The organism is Chthoniobacter flavus Ellin428, assembly GCF_000173075.1.
In the GTDB taxonomy this organism is placed as follows: domain Bacteria; phylum Verrucomicrobiota; class Verrucomicrobiia; order Chthoniobacterales; family Chthoniobacteraceae; genus Chthoniobacter; species Chthoniobacter flavus.
The window spans coordinates 55,212-71,825 of sequence record NZ_ABVL01000031.1 but is presented as its reverse complement, the minus strand read 5'-3'; the positions used below and the strand labels follow the sequence as shown (position 1 = coordinate 71,825).

11 protein-coding genes and 1 tRNA gene are annotated in these 16,614 nt (G+C 61.2%); 5 read left to right on the top strand and 7 right to left on the bottom strand.

Translation table 11 applies throughout. The annotated features are described in order from the left end of the window. Window positions 1–606: 606 nt before the first annotated feature. Complete coding sequence (locus tag CFE428DRAFT_RS37960; RefSeq protein WP_006983302.1) at window positions 607–768, bottom strand: hypothetical protein; 162 nt, start codon at window positions 766–768, stop codon at window positions 607–609. A gap of 104 nt (window positions 769–872) precedes the next feature. Between CFE428DRAFT_RS37960 and CFE428DRAFT_RS29085 the strand changes: the two genes are divergently transcribed. After that, complete coding sequence (locus CFE428DRAFT_RS29085; protein WP_006983301.1) at window positions 873–1,172, top strand: hypothetical protein; 300 nt, start codon at window positions 873–875, stop codon at window positions 1,170–1,172. 106 nt (window positions 1,173–1,278) lie between these two features. On the opposite strand, the gene CFE428DRAFT_RS29080 is transcribed toward CFE428DRAFT_RS29085, so the two are convergent. From CFE428DRAFT_RS29080 to CFE428DRAFT_RS29055, 4 genes are all read right to left on the bottom strand, one after another. Further along, window positions 1,279–1,761, bottom strand: coding sequence for a DUF6375 family protein (locus CFE428DRAFT_RS29080; protein WP_006983300.1), 483 nt, complete (start codon window positions 1,759–1,761; stop codon window positions 1,279–1,281). A gap of 13 nt (window positions 1,762–1,774) precedes the next feature. After that, the gene (locus CFE428DRAFT_RS29075) at window positions 1,775–2,587 is read right to left on the bottom strand and encodes a radical SAM protein (protein ID WP_006983299.1); all 813 of its coding nucleotides are present in this window, start codon (window positions 2,585–2,587) and stop codon (window positions 1,775–1,777) included. Between the two features lie 247 nt (window positions 2,588–2,834). Next, complete coding sequence (locus CFE428DRAFT_RS29070; RefSeq protein ID WP_006983298.1) at window positions 2,835–3,623, bottom strand: hypothetical protein; 789 nt, start codon at window positions 3,621–3,623, stop codon at window positions 2,835–2,837. 1,075 nt (window positions 3,624–4,698) lie between these two features. Then, window positions 4,699–4,770, bottom strand: a tRNA-Met gene (locus CFE428DRAFT_RS29055). Between the two features lie 320 nt (window positions 4,771–5,090). Here CFE428DRAFT_RS29055 and clpB point away from each other — a divergent pair. The 4 genes from clpB (at window position 5,091) to CFE428DRAFT_RS29035 (ending at window position 14,717) form a co-directional block, all read left to right on the top strand. Then, window positions 5,091–7,661 carry an ATP-dependent chaperone ClpB gene (gene clpB, locus CFE428DRAFT_RS29050; protein WP_006983296.1) on the top strand — a complete coding sequence of 857 codons (2,571 nt, stop codon included), beginning with the start codon at window positions 5,091–5,093 and terminating at the stop codon, window positions 7,659–7,661. A gap of 105 nt (window positions 7,662–7,766) precedes the next feature. After that, a complete protein-coding gene (locus CFE428DRAFT_RS29045) occupies window positions 7,767–8,966 on the top strand; it encodes a M48 family metalloprotease (RefSeq protein ID WP_042726026.1) in 1,200 nt (399 codons plus the stop codon). Beyond that, window positions 8,963–14,443 carry a WGR domain-containing protein gene (locus tag CFE428DRAFT_RS29040; RefSeq protein WP_006983294.1) on the top strand — a complete coding sequence of 1,827 codons (5,481 nt, stop codon included), beginning with the start codon at window positions 8,963–8,965 and terminating at the stop codon, window positions 14,441–14,443. The genes CFE428DRAFT_RS29045 and CFE428DRAFT_RS29040 overlap by 4 nt, the downstream gene beginning before the upstream one ends. Before the next feature lie 37 nt (window positions 14,444–14,480). Further along, window positions 14,481–14,717 (top strand): hypothetical protein, encoded by a 237-nt coding sequence (locus tag CFE428DRAFT_RS29035; protein ID WP_006983293.1) that lies wholly within the window; start codon window positions 14,481–14,483, stop codon window positions 14,715–14,717. A gap of 10 nt (window positions 14,718–14,727) precedes the next feature. Here CFE428DRAFT_RS29035 and CFE428DRAFT_RS29030 read toward each other — a convergent pair whose 3' ends face one another. Next, window positions 14,728–15,675, bottom strand: coding sequence for a DUF4261 domain-containing protein (locus CFE428DRAFT_RS29030; protein WP_006983292.1), 948 nt, complete (start codon window positions 15,673–15,675; stop codon window positions 14,728–14,730). Window positions 15,676–15,879: 204 nt separating this feature from the next. Continuing rightward, window positions 15,880–16,611, bottom strand: a complete 732-nt coding sequence (locus CFE428DRAFT_RS29025; RefSeq protein ID WP_006983291.1) for an SGNH/GDSL hydrolase family protein — start codon at window positions 16,609–16,611, stop codon at window positions 15,880–15,882. Between the last annotated feature and the right edge of the window lie 3 nt (window positions 16,612–16,614).

The following is a 16,614-nucleotide window of genomic DNA, read 5'->3' as shown; positions in this document are numbered from 1 at the left end:
AGGACTCTTTGAGTCCGCTTCGTTCTGCCAAAGCCCCTTCGCTCCACGGACGTTACTCCGCTTCATCGCTACTATGGGCTTCTCCGACTCCCCAATCTCCAGCTCGATCCTTATGGCTTCGGCTCGGGCCGCGTTCCGTCCCGCTCTCGCGCGACGAAACCCAAGACCAGGGTCTCCCAGTCTGCCCAACCCCACCTTCCCTGCGCGCTGCCCCCTGCGACCCCGGAGGTCTTCACCGTTGCTCGTGAACATCCCTTCACGGTGAATGCTAGGCTTCGGCTCCTCCGAGAGATTGGCCGACCTCACTAAGCGTAACGAGGCTCTTCTAGGTTTGCTTGCGCTGCGGCTCACAGGTTCGATCCACGGAGCTTCAACCCCAGGATTGCTCCCAGAATCGTCCGCTTCTCTACAAGCTCGATGTTCAGTTGGCTTGACGAACACTTTTCAGTTCATGGGTTTGGGTTGGCGGTGCTGGCGCACCAGAGGCCGCAGAGGCGCAGAGAAACGGAGGGATGCGCTCCTGCGCGTTCCCCAATTTTGGACGGAAAATCTCCACACGCCGCGGAAACTTTTAAAGTCGGCACTGCAGAGGCGCAGAGAAGAAGCTTAGCCTTCGGCACGCTTCTGCTCCTCCTCGTCGTACATGGCAAAGAGAGCGTCCGAAGCACCGGTCATGGCCTTATATTCTTCCAACCACGCCAGCAACTCGCCCAACTCCGTCGACGGGAGTTTCTCGATGGCCGCCTCGATTTCAGCAACAGTGCTCATGGCTTCAAGGTGCCCGCTTTTCCGCGGCTGACAAGTGCCGTGGAAAATGTGTGAACGGGGGAAGCCGAAAATGGTATGCACCGACACCTCCTCACCCTCCGTCGATGCGCATCCTACCCATCACTTGCTCCGAATGGGCTCGCCTGGCATTTCACGCCAGCGAACTGGCCGTCGTCGGGGGAACGATTTGCCGAAGTGCGGTTCTTCTTTCGTTTACCTGGCAGCACGGCTGGCAGCAGGAGGCCGTCTCAGCGGTCTTCCACCGCTTCAATTGCGTCGCGTTTGTGGCCCTCGCCATCAGCACCCTGGCCGTCTGGCGGACGTCTCGCGCTTTGGCCATGGCGGGCTGGATTTCGCTCTTTCTGTGCGGAATCCTGGTGAACTGCTACCCGGCCATCGATTGAGTCCCCTCCGCTCGTGGTGTTTTAGAATGGTCGGATGCCATTTTGTGTGGGTGCTTAAGTCAAGGCGGCCACGCCCTCATCTCCCCGACGGATATCCCTCGCCACTCTACCAGCGCTGGATTTCGACCGTAGCTCCTCTTTCGAGCAACACGGAGACAAGACCTTGGAAATTCCATTCGTCCGTCCGAATTTCGACACGCTTGCCGGCGGCGGGTTCCACCGTGGTTTCGGCGCCCACCAGATCGTAGAAATCCCGCTGGCTGACCCCTTTCACTTTGTGCAACGCCACGCCGTCACGCCACTTTTGCTCCAGCACGGATTCCGAGGAGGGATACGGTGCGGTGGGCAGTGTTTTCCCGGCAAATAATGCGGCGAATCTTTCGGGAAATCCTGCGGCCAGCACAGCCGCCGAATGTGCCTCCATTTCCTGATGCCTCAGTGGCTCCACTTCGACCTCCGCCTGCGTGGCGGTTTGGATCATTCCTTTCAAAAGAGCCTCGGCGGCCTGGGCGTCCTCTTCCCGATGGAATGTGCCCACGATCGTGAGAGCGGCCGAGTGCTCCGCAGAAGTCGCGTACCAGATTTTCATGAGAGAGATCCTTTCAGCGCCGCCAGTTGGTCGGCAAGTGTCGATAAATCCGCAATGCAAAACTGCCGTCGCCGTACGAATGCGCCTGCAAAGACATGTCCGCCGTCACGTGACAAAAATGAAATTCATCCGGAACGGCCGTATCGAGAGTCGGCGCGGTCAGAAAGCCATCCGCCGTTCGGCTGAGGCAGATTTGCACTCGCTCCTGATATGCCGCGATCAATTGATCCAACTCCTTCCAGTCCTTTTCCGAAAGTGTCGGGATTCCCGAGCGATGCTCCGGAATCAGCAGGATATCATTCACCTCCTCACGCATCGCGATTTTCAGCACCTCTTCCGCCTCCGCCACCGCAGCGGGAGAAACGACGCAATTGATGCCCACCCGGGCCCGTTTTTTGGCCGCTCGCAGCGGGGCGATCAGCGCGGAAAGCGGCCGTCCGCGAACCTGCGAATAACGCGGCTCCGGTCCATCCATGGAAAATCGAATCGTGGACAAGCAAGGAGCGATGGCCTCGAGCAGGGATTCGCTGAGATTATGGCCATGGGTGGTGATGCTGAGACCGAGACGGGTGTGGTGCCAGATGTGACGGCAGATCCCGGCCAGATCGGGGTGGAGAGTCGGCTCGCCTCCACCGAGCGTGAGTTCCAAAACTCCCAAGCGATCCAGGCCGCTGGCCAACTCACAAACAAAGGACAGCGGCAAATGGGATCGCCCCAAACGGGCGTAGCAAAAAGGGCAGTGCAAATTGCAGACCTCCGTAATGGCGATGCTGACCGAGCGCGGGCCGATATCGAGTTCCTCCTGCGGGACGGAAAATTCATTCATCAAGACGTGGAGTCCCGACTGGCGTTCGAAGAAATGTACCCCGCTCCTTTCCTTGCGCTTTTTCACGGAAAAAACCCTTCCATACAGGAGTGGCCTTGACGAGCCTCGACCACACCGAGCGGGAATGAAAAGACGATTGAACGGACTTCTCTGAGTGATGAGATTGCCGCGATGAAGGTCTTGCGATTCACCGCGGGCAAGTCAGGGGCTGGAGCTTGGGAACGGGAGGATCACCGGGTGCGGAGGTTCATTCGAGAGCCCAAATTGCGGGAGAAAATCCCGGAGGCGTGATCGCCGACATCTGCTCGAGAACCGTCGACCGGAATACCTTCTCTCCGGGCGACAATTTGATGCTTCCTTCTACGTTGTTTTCGACCGGATCCATTCCGCTCAAGGCTTGATAGAGGAGGCCTTTTTTCTCCACCACCCTTCCCGCGCCGTCCTTTTTTTGCAGGACGATATTCGCCGTATAACCCATTCCCCTTTCGAGGCTGCCGGAATTGAAAATCTGCCCAAAGGAAACCTCGAGCGACTCGACGCGGGAATCCTTATCCAGCTTCTTTTTGAAATGCGGGGTCTTTAAAATCTCAGCCACCAGGCTGCCTTCAGGGTATAGGATGCTTTCCGGGGCAGGCGTGCTTCCCTCCTCGAACTCTGTTTGTAAACTGACCTCGAGGCAGCGGGCGGTTCCGTCTTCATTCTTCACGACATCCACGAGCAGCGTATGGCTCGGACCGCCTTTCACGAGCACGATGCCCTTTTTGAGCGTTAGTTGGCAATCGGTCCCCCGAAGAGGCGCCCACACCGGAATCAACAAGGCGGCTGCTCGCGGAAGAATCTCCGAAAATTTGGAACCGTCGATGGCCTGGCACGCGTCAATGTAGGTTTTTCTAAGTAGCGCTTCGCATCTGGGATCTCCCCAAATGTTTCGAACGTCCGTCACGGTATCGAAATGATCCGGTTCGACGCCGCAGATAGGTTGCACCAACAGTAACAACCCAACTACGGAAAGGATTGGGAAGATGGAGGTGTTCATTGATGGGAGAAATGGAGTGAGGCGGGAATGGCATTCAGTTAAGTTTCGAACCGGCCCAACAAAGTCGAAACGCCGAGCGTCTCGGAGGTCGCCGTCACTGGCCCGGTCCGCAGGATGAGGAGCAGTGAGAGCAGAACCATGACGGCGAAACCCACACCCGGAAAGACCTCTCCCGAGTACAACGACGCAACGAAAAAGGGCGCGAAGAAAAGACCCCCAACCCACCCGACAAGCTGAACCGGCCAGGTCGAAACTTGGAGACGGGAAAATTCGGCCACACCGGATCAAACGACATCAGGCCGGATATTTCAACCCTCTCCCGTCCGCAAAGTAAGAGGCAAATTTGCCTCTTACTCTTCGCCCCTCGTGCCCCAGCTCCAGCTTGGGCACGCCCTTTTCGGCGAAGCTCCAGTTTCGTTGGGGGCCGTTTCCAGGAAGCGGGAGCTTCCAGGACAGGGGAAGGTGCAAATTTGCACCTTTCTTTTTACCTCTCGTTCCCAAAGTTAGCGAAGCGCTTTGGGAATGCCGTCTTCGGCGGGAAACTCTGTTTCCATCGGTGGCTGCCCACATCTTCATGGCATCGAACGGGAAACGGAGTTTCCGATCCGGGGAGCACGTTCCCAAAGCGCTTCGCTAACTTTGGGAACGAGGACGGAAAGTGCGGGTTATGAATCTGCGGTTTCACTGGGTGGGATCAGCGGTGGAGTTTTCGCCGGCGGGCGGACATGCGTCCGCCAGGATTGAATCGCTGCGAAAAGACCAAGAATCGTCCCCGGAATACTCTGCCAATCGGGGCCAATGCCCACGAATGCACGGCTCCCGGACGGTGGAAAAATGAGGGCGATGGCGAACTCCACCAGGACGGCCGTGAATATCCAGACAAAGAGACACCAAAGCGTACCGAAGATGTAACGAACCACGATCATGACCGGTGATTTATCAGCGAAAAACGAATCCGAAAAGAACTCGCTCTGTCCGCCTCCACACTTCGCCTTCAAGGATCGACATGAATAATCCGTCATGTCAGCAGCGACTCCATCCCAAGCAGGTTCCTCCACCGGAGTAAACGGAAGAGTGCCAGGGGGGAGAATTGAACTCCCGACCAAGGGCTTATGAGTCCCCTGCTCTACCTCTGAGCTACCCTGGCAATGCGAGGGGCGGAAAGTAGACAGCGGCGCGCGGGGAATCAAGTGGGAATCGTACTGTTTTTTTCAGTAATCAGTGATCAGTAATCAGTAATCAGTGCGCCCCGGTCTCGCGCTCACTCTCCGACTGAATACTGAATACTGATCACTGATCACTGATTACTGATTACTGCCCACCGCATCCCCGGGACAACTTGTCTACCCCCCCCTCGTCTCATGCCCCGACTTTCGTGCCACCGTGACGCGGGCAATCCGCGATTTACTCTGGACAACCCTCGGACAGCAATTTGCTAAAGAGGGTGCCAGCTTTAATCGCACCCCTATGAGAATCGATCGCTTTACCCAAAAAATGCAGGAAGGCCTGCAGGCCGCGCAGGACCTGGCTTCCAAGCTCGGCCACGCCGAGATCGACAACGAACATTTCCTCGCCGCCCTGCTCGAGCAGACCGACGGCATCACCCGTCCGCTCTTCGACAAGATCGGCGTGGCGCCGCGCATCGTCGAAGAAAAACTCCGCGCCGAGCTCGAGCGCCGGGCCAAGGTCCACGGCGGCCAGCTCGGCCTCGGCCGCGACCTGACCCATGTCCTCAACGCCGCCGAAGGCGAGATGGCCAAGCTGAAAGACGAATACCTCAGCGCGGAGCACTATCTCCTCGCCCTCTCCGACGCCAAGGTCTCCGCCGCGCGGCTGCTCCACGACTCCGGCATCACCCGCCAGAAGCTCATGCAGGCGCTGCAGCAGGTCCGCGGTGCGCAGCGGGTCACCGACCAGAACCCGGAAGGCAAATACCAGACCTTGGAGAAATACGGTCGCGATCTCACCGCCATGGCGCGCAAGGGCAAGATCGACCCGGTGATCGGCCGCGACTCGGAGATCCGCCGCACCATGCAGGTGCTCTCCCGCCGCACGAAGAACAATCCCGTGCTCATCGGCGAGCCCGGGGTGGGCAAGACGGCGATCGTGGAAGGACTCGCCCGCCGCATCGTCAGCGGCGACGTGCCGGAGTCGCTGAAGAACAAGAAACTCATCGCCATGGATATCGGCTCGATGATCGCCGGCGCGAAGTTCCGCGGCGAATTCGAGGACCGGCTCAAGGCGTTCCTCAAGGAAGTCACCGACTCGAATGGCGAGATCATCCTGTTCATCGACGAGCTCCACACCATCGTCGGCGCCGGGGCCAGCGAAGGCGCGGTGGACGCGAGCAACATGCTCAAGCCGCAACTCGCCCGCGGGGAGCTGCGGACCATCGGCGCGACCACGCTCGACGAGTATCGCAAATACATCGAGAAGGACGCCGCGCTGGAGCGCCGCTTCCAGCCGGTGATGGTCGATGAGCCCAGCGTGGAGGACACCGTGGCCATCCTGCGCGGTCTCAAGGAACGCTACGAAGTGCACCACGGCGTGCGCATTCAAGACAGCGCGCTCGTCGCCGCGGCGACGCTTTCGCATCGCTACATCAGCGACCGTTTCCTGCCGGACAAAGCGGTGGACCTCGTGGACGAGGCCGCGTCGCGACTCAAGATCGAGCTCGATTCCATGCCCACGGAGATCGACGTCATCGAGCGCACCATCATGCAGGGCGAGATGGAGCGGCAGGCGTTGAAGAAGGAAAAGGACGCGGCCAGCAAGGAGCGTCTCGCCAAGCTGGAAAAAGATCTCGCCGAGGAGCGGGAGAAATCCGCCACGCTCAAGGCCCAGTGGCAGAGCGAAAAGAAAGTCATCGACGAACAGCGCAAGCTGCAGGAGCAGCTCGAGCAATTGAAGATCGACCTCGAGCGCGCGCAGCGGCGTGGCGATCTCACCGAGGCGAGCGAGATTCAGTACGGCCACATCCCCGCCGCGCAACACGAACTCGACGCCCACAATGCCAAGCTCGTCGAGATGCAGAAAGATGGCCGGCAAATGCTGAAGGAAGAAGTGACCGACGACGATATCGCCGAAGTGGTCAGCGCGTGGACGGGCATCCCGGTGACCAATTTGCGCGAGAGCGAGCGCGAGAAGCTGGTCAAAATGGAAGACCGCCTCGGTGCGCGGGTCATCGGCCAGAAGCAGGCCATCACCGCCGTGTCGAACGCCGTGCGTCGCGCCCGCGCCGGGCTGCAGGATGAGAATCGGCCCGTCGGTTCGTTCATCTTCCTCGGTCCCACCGGGGTTGGCAAAACCGAGCTCGCCCGCGCGCTCGCCGAATTCCTCTTCGACGACGAAAGCGCCATGGTGCGCATCGACATGAGCGAATACATGGAGAAGCACAGCGTCGCCCGGCTGATCGGCGCGCCTCCGGGCTATGTCGGATTCGAGGAAGGCGGCCAGCTCAGCGAAGCCGTGCGCCGCAAGCCCTACAGCGTGGTGCTTTTCGACGAGATCGAAAAAGCGCACCAGGACGTCTTCAACGTGCTCCTGCAAGTGCTCGACGACGGACGCATCACCGATGGCCAGGGCCGCACCGTGGACTTCAAGAACGCCGTCATCATCATGACGAGCAACCTCGGCTCACAGGCCATCCTCGATGCCGACAACGCCGAGCAACGCGAGGCCCGGGTGATGGACGCCCTGCGCAGCCACTTCCGCCCCGAGTTCCTCAACCGGGTGGATGAAGTCATCATCTTCGACCGCCTGAACGACGAAGACCTCAAGCGCATCGTCGAGATCCAGGTCAACCGCCTGATCAAACGCCTCGCCGCGCAGAAGATCACCCTCAAGCTGACCAACGAAGCCAAGCTGCATCTGGCCCGCGAAGGGTACGACCCGGTGTATGGCGCCCGCCCGCTGAAGCGCGCCGTCCAGCGCAGCCTGCTCGACCCGCTCAGCCTCGAAATCCTCGCCGGCAAATTCCGCGAAGGCGACGTCATCACCGCCCACGCCCACGAAGGGAAGATCGTGTTTTCGAAGTAGGCGACGAGCGCATCCAAATTGTTTTGAAACACACGAACGACGCTCTTTCAGATCGCGTCGGGGAAGGATTGAAAGCAGCCTGTCACCTGCTATTCAGGCTTCTCCGTGTCCGACTCCGCTGCTCTTACTCCCCTCCCTTATCAACGCGCTGTCGTCGCTCACCTGAAGTCGGCGGAACCTGAGCTTTGGCGGTGGGCTACCTCTTCCGAGGTGCGCAACGAATTCGCCGACAACCTGCGCACCGAGATGCTGAAGGCGAACTACCGCCTCGATGCCGACGGCCATCCCGAGCTGGCAGAGCGTAGCGCCGCGGTGGCGCAACGTCTGGGCGTCACGGCTCCGATCACTCTCTATCAAGCGGCCGGCGGCCTTGGCATGAATGCCATGATCTGCCATCTACCGGGGGAAGCGCACATCGTTTTCTCCGGTCCGATTCTGGCGACCCTGAAAGGTGCGGAACTGGACGCGGTGCTCGCCCACGAACTGGCGCATCACCGACTTTGGGACATGGACGACGGAGACTACCTGGTGGCCGATCGTCTCCTGCTCGCCGCCGCGAACGATCCGCGCGCTGCCTTCAGCCATGCGCAAACGGCGCGCCGTTATCGTCTCTATACCGAAGTCTTTGCGGATCGCGGCGCGCTGGTGGGCAGCGGCGATCTGGAAGCAACCGTCGCCGCGCTGGTCAAAACCGAGACCGGTCTACCGGAGGTCAGCGCCAGCAGTTACTTGCGCCAGGCGGATGAAATCTTCTCGCGTGAAAACGCCACGACCAAGAGCCTCGACCATCCGGAAACCTTCATCCGTGCGCGCGCCCTGCGGCTGTGGTCGGAAAGCGATCCCAGCCTGGAAGCATGGCTTACCGCCACTATCGAGGGCCCGCTGGCGCTGGATGAACTCGATCTCGCCGGCCAGCATCGCATGGCCCAGCTCACGCGCCGTTTTCTCGCCGAATTGCTCCGCCCCGCGTGGTTTCAGAGCACCCCGGTGCTGGCCCACGCGCAGGCTTTCTTTCCGGACTTCACGCCCGGCTCGAAGCCGGATGAATCGCTGCCCGACGAATTGCGCTTCGCCGACTCGGCCACGCGCGAGTATCTGTGCTACTTGCTGCTCGACTTCGCCGCCCTCGATCGCGATCTCGAAGACGTTCCACTGGCCGCGGCGCTGCAATGGAGCGAGCGGCTCGGGATTGCGGAGCAATTTGAGAAGCTCGCCCTCAAGGAGCTGGGCATCGGCAAGCGGGTATTCAACAAGATCAAAAAAGAAGCGGACTCCCTGCTGCGGCAGGCGGAGGTACGGTCATGAGCGACATTCCATTTCTCCAATTCCTGAGCCGGAGCGACGAGGGCGGCTTTCAAACCGACGACGTTCTCGCCGCGGTGCTGCCGCTCTTTCGCCAGGTCGTGGCGTGGCACGAGCAATCGCTCGTCGCGCCCCTGCACACCCTGTCCACCCTGGTCATCGACGAACCTGGCATCCTGCGGTGCGATGGCGCGCCACTGGCGCCGACGACGAATTTCGCCCCTCTCGAAGAGCTGCAGCGTCCCATGGCCAGCGCCTTGCACGTCATCGGCCATGCGCGGGTGACCTCCGATGATGAAGCGGGGACCGATTACACCAACCTCGAGGTGACCGACGGGGAGCGCGAGCTCAAGCATCCAGCTTTTGTGACCGGCTATCGCACTTGGGAAGAACTCGCCGGCCATCACGATGCGGCCACCGACATTTTCGCGCTGGGGCAAATCGTCGCCAGCCTGGCTCTCGGGCTCGATTTCACCGAGGTCGACGACCTCACCACATTCGCTTCCCATCGCAGCAATCTCTTCGCGATCCACCGGCGCCTGCACCCGGTGCTGGCTGGCGTGATCGTGGAAATGACGGAGCTGAATCGACACCGCCGGGCTCCCGACCTGCCCACGCTCATTCGCCAACTGGAGAATTACCGCGAGCAGACCACCGACGTGGATGTGGCGCAATTGCCGGGCTTCGCCGATGCGGGCGTCACGGGCCGGCGCAAGCTCGTGCAGGCACACTTGCGCGATCGCCTTTTCGAAATCTCCCGTCGGAATCGACTGCTCTACTTCAAGCCCTCGCAGGCTTCGCTGAATTTCACCGTGGCCAGCGTGCCCATGGTGATGAATCTGGCGAGCATCAAGCTCGAGCAACTCTTCGTCTGGCACCCTGCCCTCGCCGCCGAAGTGATCGATGGCAAGCCCATGAATCTCGGTCGCTGGCTGCGCTTCGAGGACCAGCCCTACCTGCCCGGCGCTCTCGACAAGCTCATCTCCGAATCCCGCCGCGACCGGGCGGAGTTTGGCTTCGCCCAGCTTCGCCTGGTGGTCGCTTTTCTCCACTGGCACAATCTCAAGGAATTGCCGGAGGAGCGAATCGTCTCGCCGCTGCTTTTGCTGCCCGTCGAGCTTACGAAGAAAAAAGGGGTGCGCGACCAATACCTGCTCGATCCCACCTCTGCCGAAGCGGAGGTGAATCCCGCGCTGCGGCATCATCTTCACCACGTCTACGGACTGCGGCTGCCGGAATCCGTCGACTTGCGGGAGACCCCGCTGGAGCAATTCCATCGCGACTTGGAAACCCAGATCCGCGCGAGTGAACCTGGCGTCACGTTGCGGCTCGTGGATAAGCCGGAGATCCAGCTCATTCACCAGCGCGCCCGCCAGCGGCTCGCGCAGTATCAGCGCAAGCAACGGATGCGCGCCCCCGGCAAACGCACCAAGGCGAGCTTCAGCTACAGCTACGATCGCGAGAATTTCCGGCCGTTGGGATTGCAGCTCTTCCGGACCAAAGTTCTCCCCGCACCCTTGCCCCAGCGCGCCGCAGCCGGCGGCCTGCCCGAGCCTCGCCTCCCGCACATGGTGACACCGGCCACGCCGGCGGACGCGGTCACGGAGACCGAGCGGCAGACCTTCGCCCTGCGCGAGGAACGCCCCGGGAATCCCTACGCGTGGGACTTCGACCTCTGCTCGCTCACCGTCGGCAATTTCAACTATCGCAAGATGTCGCTGGTGCGCGATTACGGGACACTGCTCGAGGATGGAGCGATCAGCGAATCCTTCGATCGCGTCTTCTCCCTCGACCCGCGCCCGCTGGACACCGAGCAAGTCCCCACCCTGCCCCGGAGCGAAGAGTGGCCGGTGGTGCCAGGCGACGCCACCCAAGCCGCCGCGGTGGCACTGGCCCGCACGGGGCGCAGCTATATCGTCCAAGGACCACCCGGCACGGGCAAGTCGCAGACGATTACCAATCTCATCGCCGACTACGTGGCCCGGGGGAAGCGTGTTCTCTTCGTCTGCGAAAAGCGCGCCGCCATCGACGTCGTTTTCCATCGTCTGCGGCAGCAGGGCCTCGATGAACTCTGCTGTCTCATCCACGATTCGCAGACGGACAAGAAGGCCTTCGTCCTCAATCTCAAGCAAACCTACGAGAAGTGGCTGGCCGAGGCGGATGGCCTGGAAACGGCGCAGGAAAAACGCGCCGCCCTGCTGCGGCAGATGGAGCATGATCTCGAATCGCTGCGCCGCTTCGATGCCGTGATGCGCAGCGCGCCGGATCACATCGCCCAACCGGTGCGCGCGCTCCTGCACCGGCTGGTGGAATTGCGGGAGCACGAACCGGCGCTTTCCTCCATCGAAGCGGAACATCTGCCGGATTTCGCCACCTGGCGGGCTCACGCGGAACTCGCGCGCCGTCTGTCCGCGACGCTCGAAGAAATCGCCGGCACCTCCTCGCTCGCGTCGCATCCCTTCCGCTGGCTGGGAGACGGCGCGATCCGCGCGGAACGCCCGTTGGAAACCCTGAACGCGCTGGCGGGCCGCGCCGAGACCCTGCTCGATGAAGTCGAATCCGCGCTCGGTCGCAGCGGACTGTCCGACGAACATTGGGATACCGTGGAGAAAATCGCCGTGCTCGTCACCTTCGCCACGCAGGTTGCCGAGCTGGCCAGCCGTGATCAACTTACGCTCCTCGATCCGAAGAGCCAGCTTTCCAAGTCGCTCGAAAAATGCGTCGCCAATCTGGCTGAGCACGACAAGGCGATCGGAAAGGCGCAGGCGAAAACCCAGCACTGGCGGCAGAAGCTCGCCGCCGGCGATGTGCCGATTGCGCTGGCGCAAGCGCGGGCCAACGAGAATTCCTTCCTGCGTTTCCTCAAACCGGTCTGGTGGCAGCTGAAGAAAGCGATCGAGGCGCGCTACGACTTTTCCAAGCATGCTGTTCGCCCCGCAGTTTCCCAAGTGCTCGCCGCCCTGGAAGCGGAATACGCCGCCCTCGCCGCGCGCGATGAGGCTCACCAAGCCGCGATCGCGGAATTCCTCGCCGAGCCGACCGCGCTGCGAGAGGCGATCGCACCGTGGCAGTCGGCCGATCCAAGCTCGCCGGCGCTGGCCTCACTGCGCGCCCTGGTCATAGAATCCGAGGGAGGCGCAGCGATGATCGAGCGCCTGAACGCGCTCGCCCCACACTGCACGGAATTGATTTCCGTGCTCGAGGCGCTGCTGGCCGATTTTCGCCGCTACGATTTGTCGCGCCTAGGCGAAGCCGTCCGCGACTTGCGCGAAGAGGCGGACGCACTGCCGGAGTTGCTTTCCCTGCTGGGAGAACTCGCCGAGACGCCACCGGCGTTTGCTCATGCCCTGCGTACGTTTCCGCTGAGCCCGGATCAACTGGAGGCGGCCATCGCCCGCGCCAGTCTGGAGGAAGTCTATCGCACGGAACGCTGGCTGCCGCGCTTCGATGGGCGAGTCGTCGCCCATCGGGCCGAACGCATCGGCCAAAAGGAGCGCGAGTGGCTCAGCGCCAATGCCGATGCCGTCCGGGCGGACGTGCGCCGGCGTTTCCGCGAACACGTTCAACTCACTACGCTCTCCGCCACGCAACTCGATGCCGCAGGCAAGGCTTTCAAGAAGAGCTACAGCGCCGGGCGCCGCGACCTGGAGCACGAGTTTGGAAAGACGATGCGCTACAAATCCATCCGCGACCTGGCCGCGGCGGAGACAGGCACGGTCGTCCGCGACCTGAAACCCATCTGGCTGATGAGTCCGCTGAGTGTCTCGGATACTTTGCCGCTGACGCCGGATTTGTTCGATGTCGTCATCTTCGATGAAGCGAGCCAGATCCCGGTGGAAGAAGCCGTGCCGGCACTTTATCGCGCGCCGCAGGTCATTGTCGTCGGTGACGAGATGCAGCTGCCGCCCACCAATTTCTTTTCCGCTGCACGAGACACCGACGAGGAGACGTTGGAAGTCGAGGAAGGCGGCGAGCGGATGGCGGTGTCGCTGGATGCCGATAGTTTCCTCACGCAAAGCGCGAAAAACCTGCCCGCTACTCTTCTGGCCTGGCACTACCGCAGCCGCTCGGAATCGCTCATCAGTTTCAGCAACGCGGCCTTTTACGCTGGCAATCTCTACACCATTCCCGACCGTAGTCTCCCAGCGCACGACCAGGCGGAGATCCTCGTGAACAGCGCGACCGATGCAGCGACGCAAGCCGACGCGCTACTCGCGCGGCCACTCAGTTTCCACTTCATGCAGCGCAGTCCCTACGAGTCGCGGCGCAATGCCGGTGAAGCCACCTACATCGCGCACGTTGTCCGGGAACTCCTCCAGCGCGAGACGAAGCTGAGCATCGGCATCGTCGCCTTTAGCGAGGCGCAACAGGATGAGATCGAAACGGCGCTCGAAACACTCGCGGAAGAAGATTCCGCCTTTGCCGGCCGTCTGGAAGAGGAATACGTGCGCGAGGAAGACGATCAGTTCTGCGGCCTCTTCGTGAAGAATCTCGAGAACGTCCAGGGCGACGAGCGCGACATCATCCTGCTGAGCATCTGCTACGGGCCGGACGCCACAGGGAGGATGCTGATGAATTTCGGCCCGATTAATCAGCGCGGTGGCGAAAAGCGGCTCAACGTCATCTTCAGCCGCGCCCGGCATCACATGGCCGTAGTGAGCAGCATCCGCCACTCCGCGATCACCAATGACTACAATGACGGGGCGGCCGCGTTGAAGAATTTCCTGCACTACGCGGAGTGCGCGTCGCGCGGAGAATTGGACCTGGCCCGAGGCGTTCTGGAAAGCCTCAATCCCCTCACTCGCAAACAACTCACCAGCGCTGCCCATCCCGACGCGGTGATCACGCGGCTCGCCGCTGCGCTCCGCGAACGTGGTTTCGCCGTGGATGAACATGTGGGGCAATCGCGTTTTCGCTGCGACCTTGCCGTGCGCGGCCGCGATGCCCGTCAGTATCGTGTCGGCATCGTCGTCGACACGGCTGGCCATTATATGAACCCCAACGTCGCTGAGCGCTGCGTAACGCAACCGGGCATTTTGCGCGCCTTCGGTTGGGAAATCGCGCTGGTGTTGACCCGCGATTGGTATCACGAACCGCAAGGGGTGCTCGACCGCATCGAGCGACTGCTCCGCGGTGAAGCCGAACCGGAGATCCCAATCGACGACGACCAGCCGCCGGAGCCAGCGGTGGCACCCGTCGCTCCGCGGGCTGCTCCACTGGCGCCTCCACCCTCACCCGACGCGCCACCGCCCGCCGCGGGAAGGTCGCCCGCCCGCCGCCTCGAATTTGTCGAAGGGCGTTCGTCGAAGTTTTGGGAGATCAGCCAGGACGGCTGTTCTCTCACTATCTGCTACGGTCGCATCGGCACCCAAGGCCAGACGCAGACCAGGACGTTCGACACACCTGAGCGCGCCACTCGCGAAGTGGAAAAACTGACCGCGGAAAAATTGCGCAAGGGCTATCGAGATCGCGCTGCGTAGCGACTGGCGCCCTTTTTGAAAATGCGCCGCTATCGGAATGGCGCTCTTGCGGCGTTGCTGGAGCGAAAGGGAAATCATTGCCGAATTGCCAAAACTTGCCCCGGAGGAATTACGTCTGTTGGTGGACAAGGTGCATGAGCTGGAAGCGATCACCTCTCAGCCAAAAACGGACTGGGGCAGGGCCTTAAAAGAGATCGAAGGAACGGCTGATGACTTGCCGGCGGATCTTTCCGTCAACCACGATCACTACCTTTACGGCGCGCAAAAGCGGTGACGGCGGCGCGTTACTTCTCCTCTTTCTCGCGCAGTAGGATTTCCGGAATTCCTTTTTGATCACACGGGAGGAAACGCAACGTTCTCCGCGGTGGATCGCTCATGCCTTTTTCAAAATGTTTTCCCCGCCGGTCCACATTGCCCGGCCCACTCACGGTGTCACCATCCTTGATGACGTCGCCTTTGCGCAGGATGTAGAGCGAAGTGTCGCGGATGAATCGGTCGATCTCCCGCGGAGTACATAGAGATTGCGGGAAGCCGACTTCGATATCGATGGAATCGAGTTGATTGCCACCCACGGAATCCATCATCAACCAACCGCCGCCCAACTGAAACAGGCGGACGTTGCACCACAAGTTGAGCGGAGGGAGCTCATTGCTGGTGTGGTGCGCGGCGGAGTCGTCGAAGATGGACTTCGGCAATACCACCTCCCCATTGGGATTGAAGTAGCACAGCGCCGCGGGGCATTCGAGCAGGGCGCCAGCGAGGCTCGTCAGGAACTGGAGCTCGTGCTCGGAATCATAGTCCGGCGGGATCACCTTGGCGTCTCGCCCTGCTCCAAAAATGTAACTTGTGCGCAGCCGGATAAATGCGGTGTGTTTTTGTACGGTGGCGCCAGCCTCTTTCCACGTCCAACTCTGCTGCACGGCGCGCTGCAATCCGCCGGGATAAGCAAAAGGACCGAAATGCCCCATGCTCCAACAGGCAAAGAGCATGGCTTCTTTCTTCGGGTCGCCCATGTGATCGGGCCAACGCCGGTCGACGACGTCGACGGAAACGTAGCCATTCACCTCCGGCCGGTATGCCACGATCAAGGATGGTCCGGCCATCCATACTTCCCCGGCCGCCGGTCCTTCTTTCACGACTTCAAATTGGGGGACGCAACGGCGAAGAGCGTCCAGGCTCTGCGGGGATTTCAGCAGGATGACCAGACCTTGGGTGTGAAAACCTTTGGGCATAAATGAACAAGCCGCGTCCTACCGAAAAGGAAGCGGTGAGTTCAAGACTTCCGTGCCGGGACGATCAACTCCGCCACGACGAACTCCCCTTTCCATGTCATTCTGAGACAATCGCTGGTAAAGCGGCCGGATTCTTCGACTCCGCACCCCGCCACCTAACCACCGGGGCGCTCCGCTCAGAATGACACGCGAAAGGAAACGGATTTATTTCACAGTGTCACCGCTTCTCACCGGCGGCAATGCCTTGGCAATCTCCTCGGCCACCTTGAGAGCGAGAAATTCCGAACCTTCCACGCTGAAATGGACATCGTGGGGTTTCTGCATCTTGTCCTCCACCGGGGTGACGTAGGCGTTCAGATCGTCGATCGGAATGCCGTTTTCGGCCATGATCTTCGCGGCGACGTCGTTGTAGACTTTCACCATGCTCGCGCGATGGGAAGGGGTCCGCGGCGAGCTCATGATCTCCGGCAGGGGCGTCGATGAGGCCCAGATGAGCTTTGCTCCGGTTTGCTTGAGCCGGGCGGTCAGCGCGCGCAGGTTCTTCTCGTAGAGCGCGAGTTGGTCCTTCTCGTATTGCGCCGGGTCCGGATGGGTCGACGGATCGAACATGAGGTCGTGCAGACCCCAGTTGAAGTGGATGACGTCCCATTTTCCCGTGCCGAGCCAGCCCTCGATCTTCGCGAGGCCGTTCTTCGTCGGACCGCCATTCTCGGGGATGCGGTGGACGTTGGCCTTGCCCCGCAGAAGCTTTTGGACCGGTGCGGTATAGCCTTCCGAGATCGAGTCGCCGATCAAGAGCACCCGCGGCAAGCCAGCCACATCCTCGACGGGAGCGTAGGGATTCGGCGGAAGGGCGCGAGGAACGACGGGACGTTGCGCCCACCCTGCTGGCAGGGTGAGCGCAAAGAGAATGGCGAGGACGACGAAGCGCGGCATGGG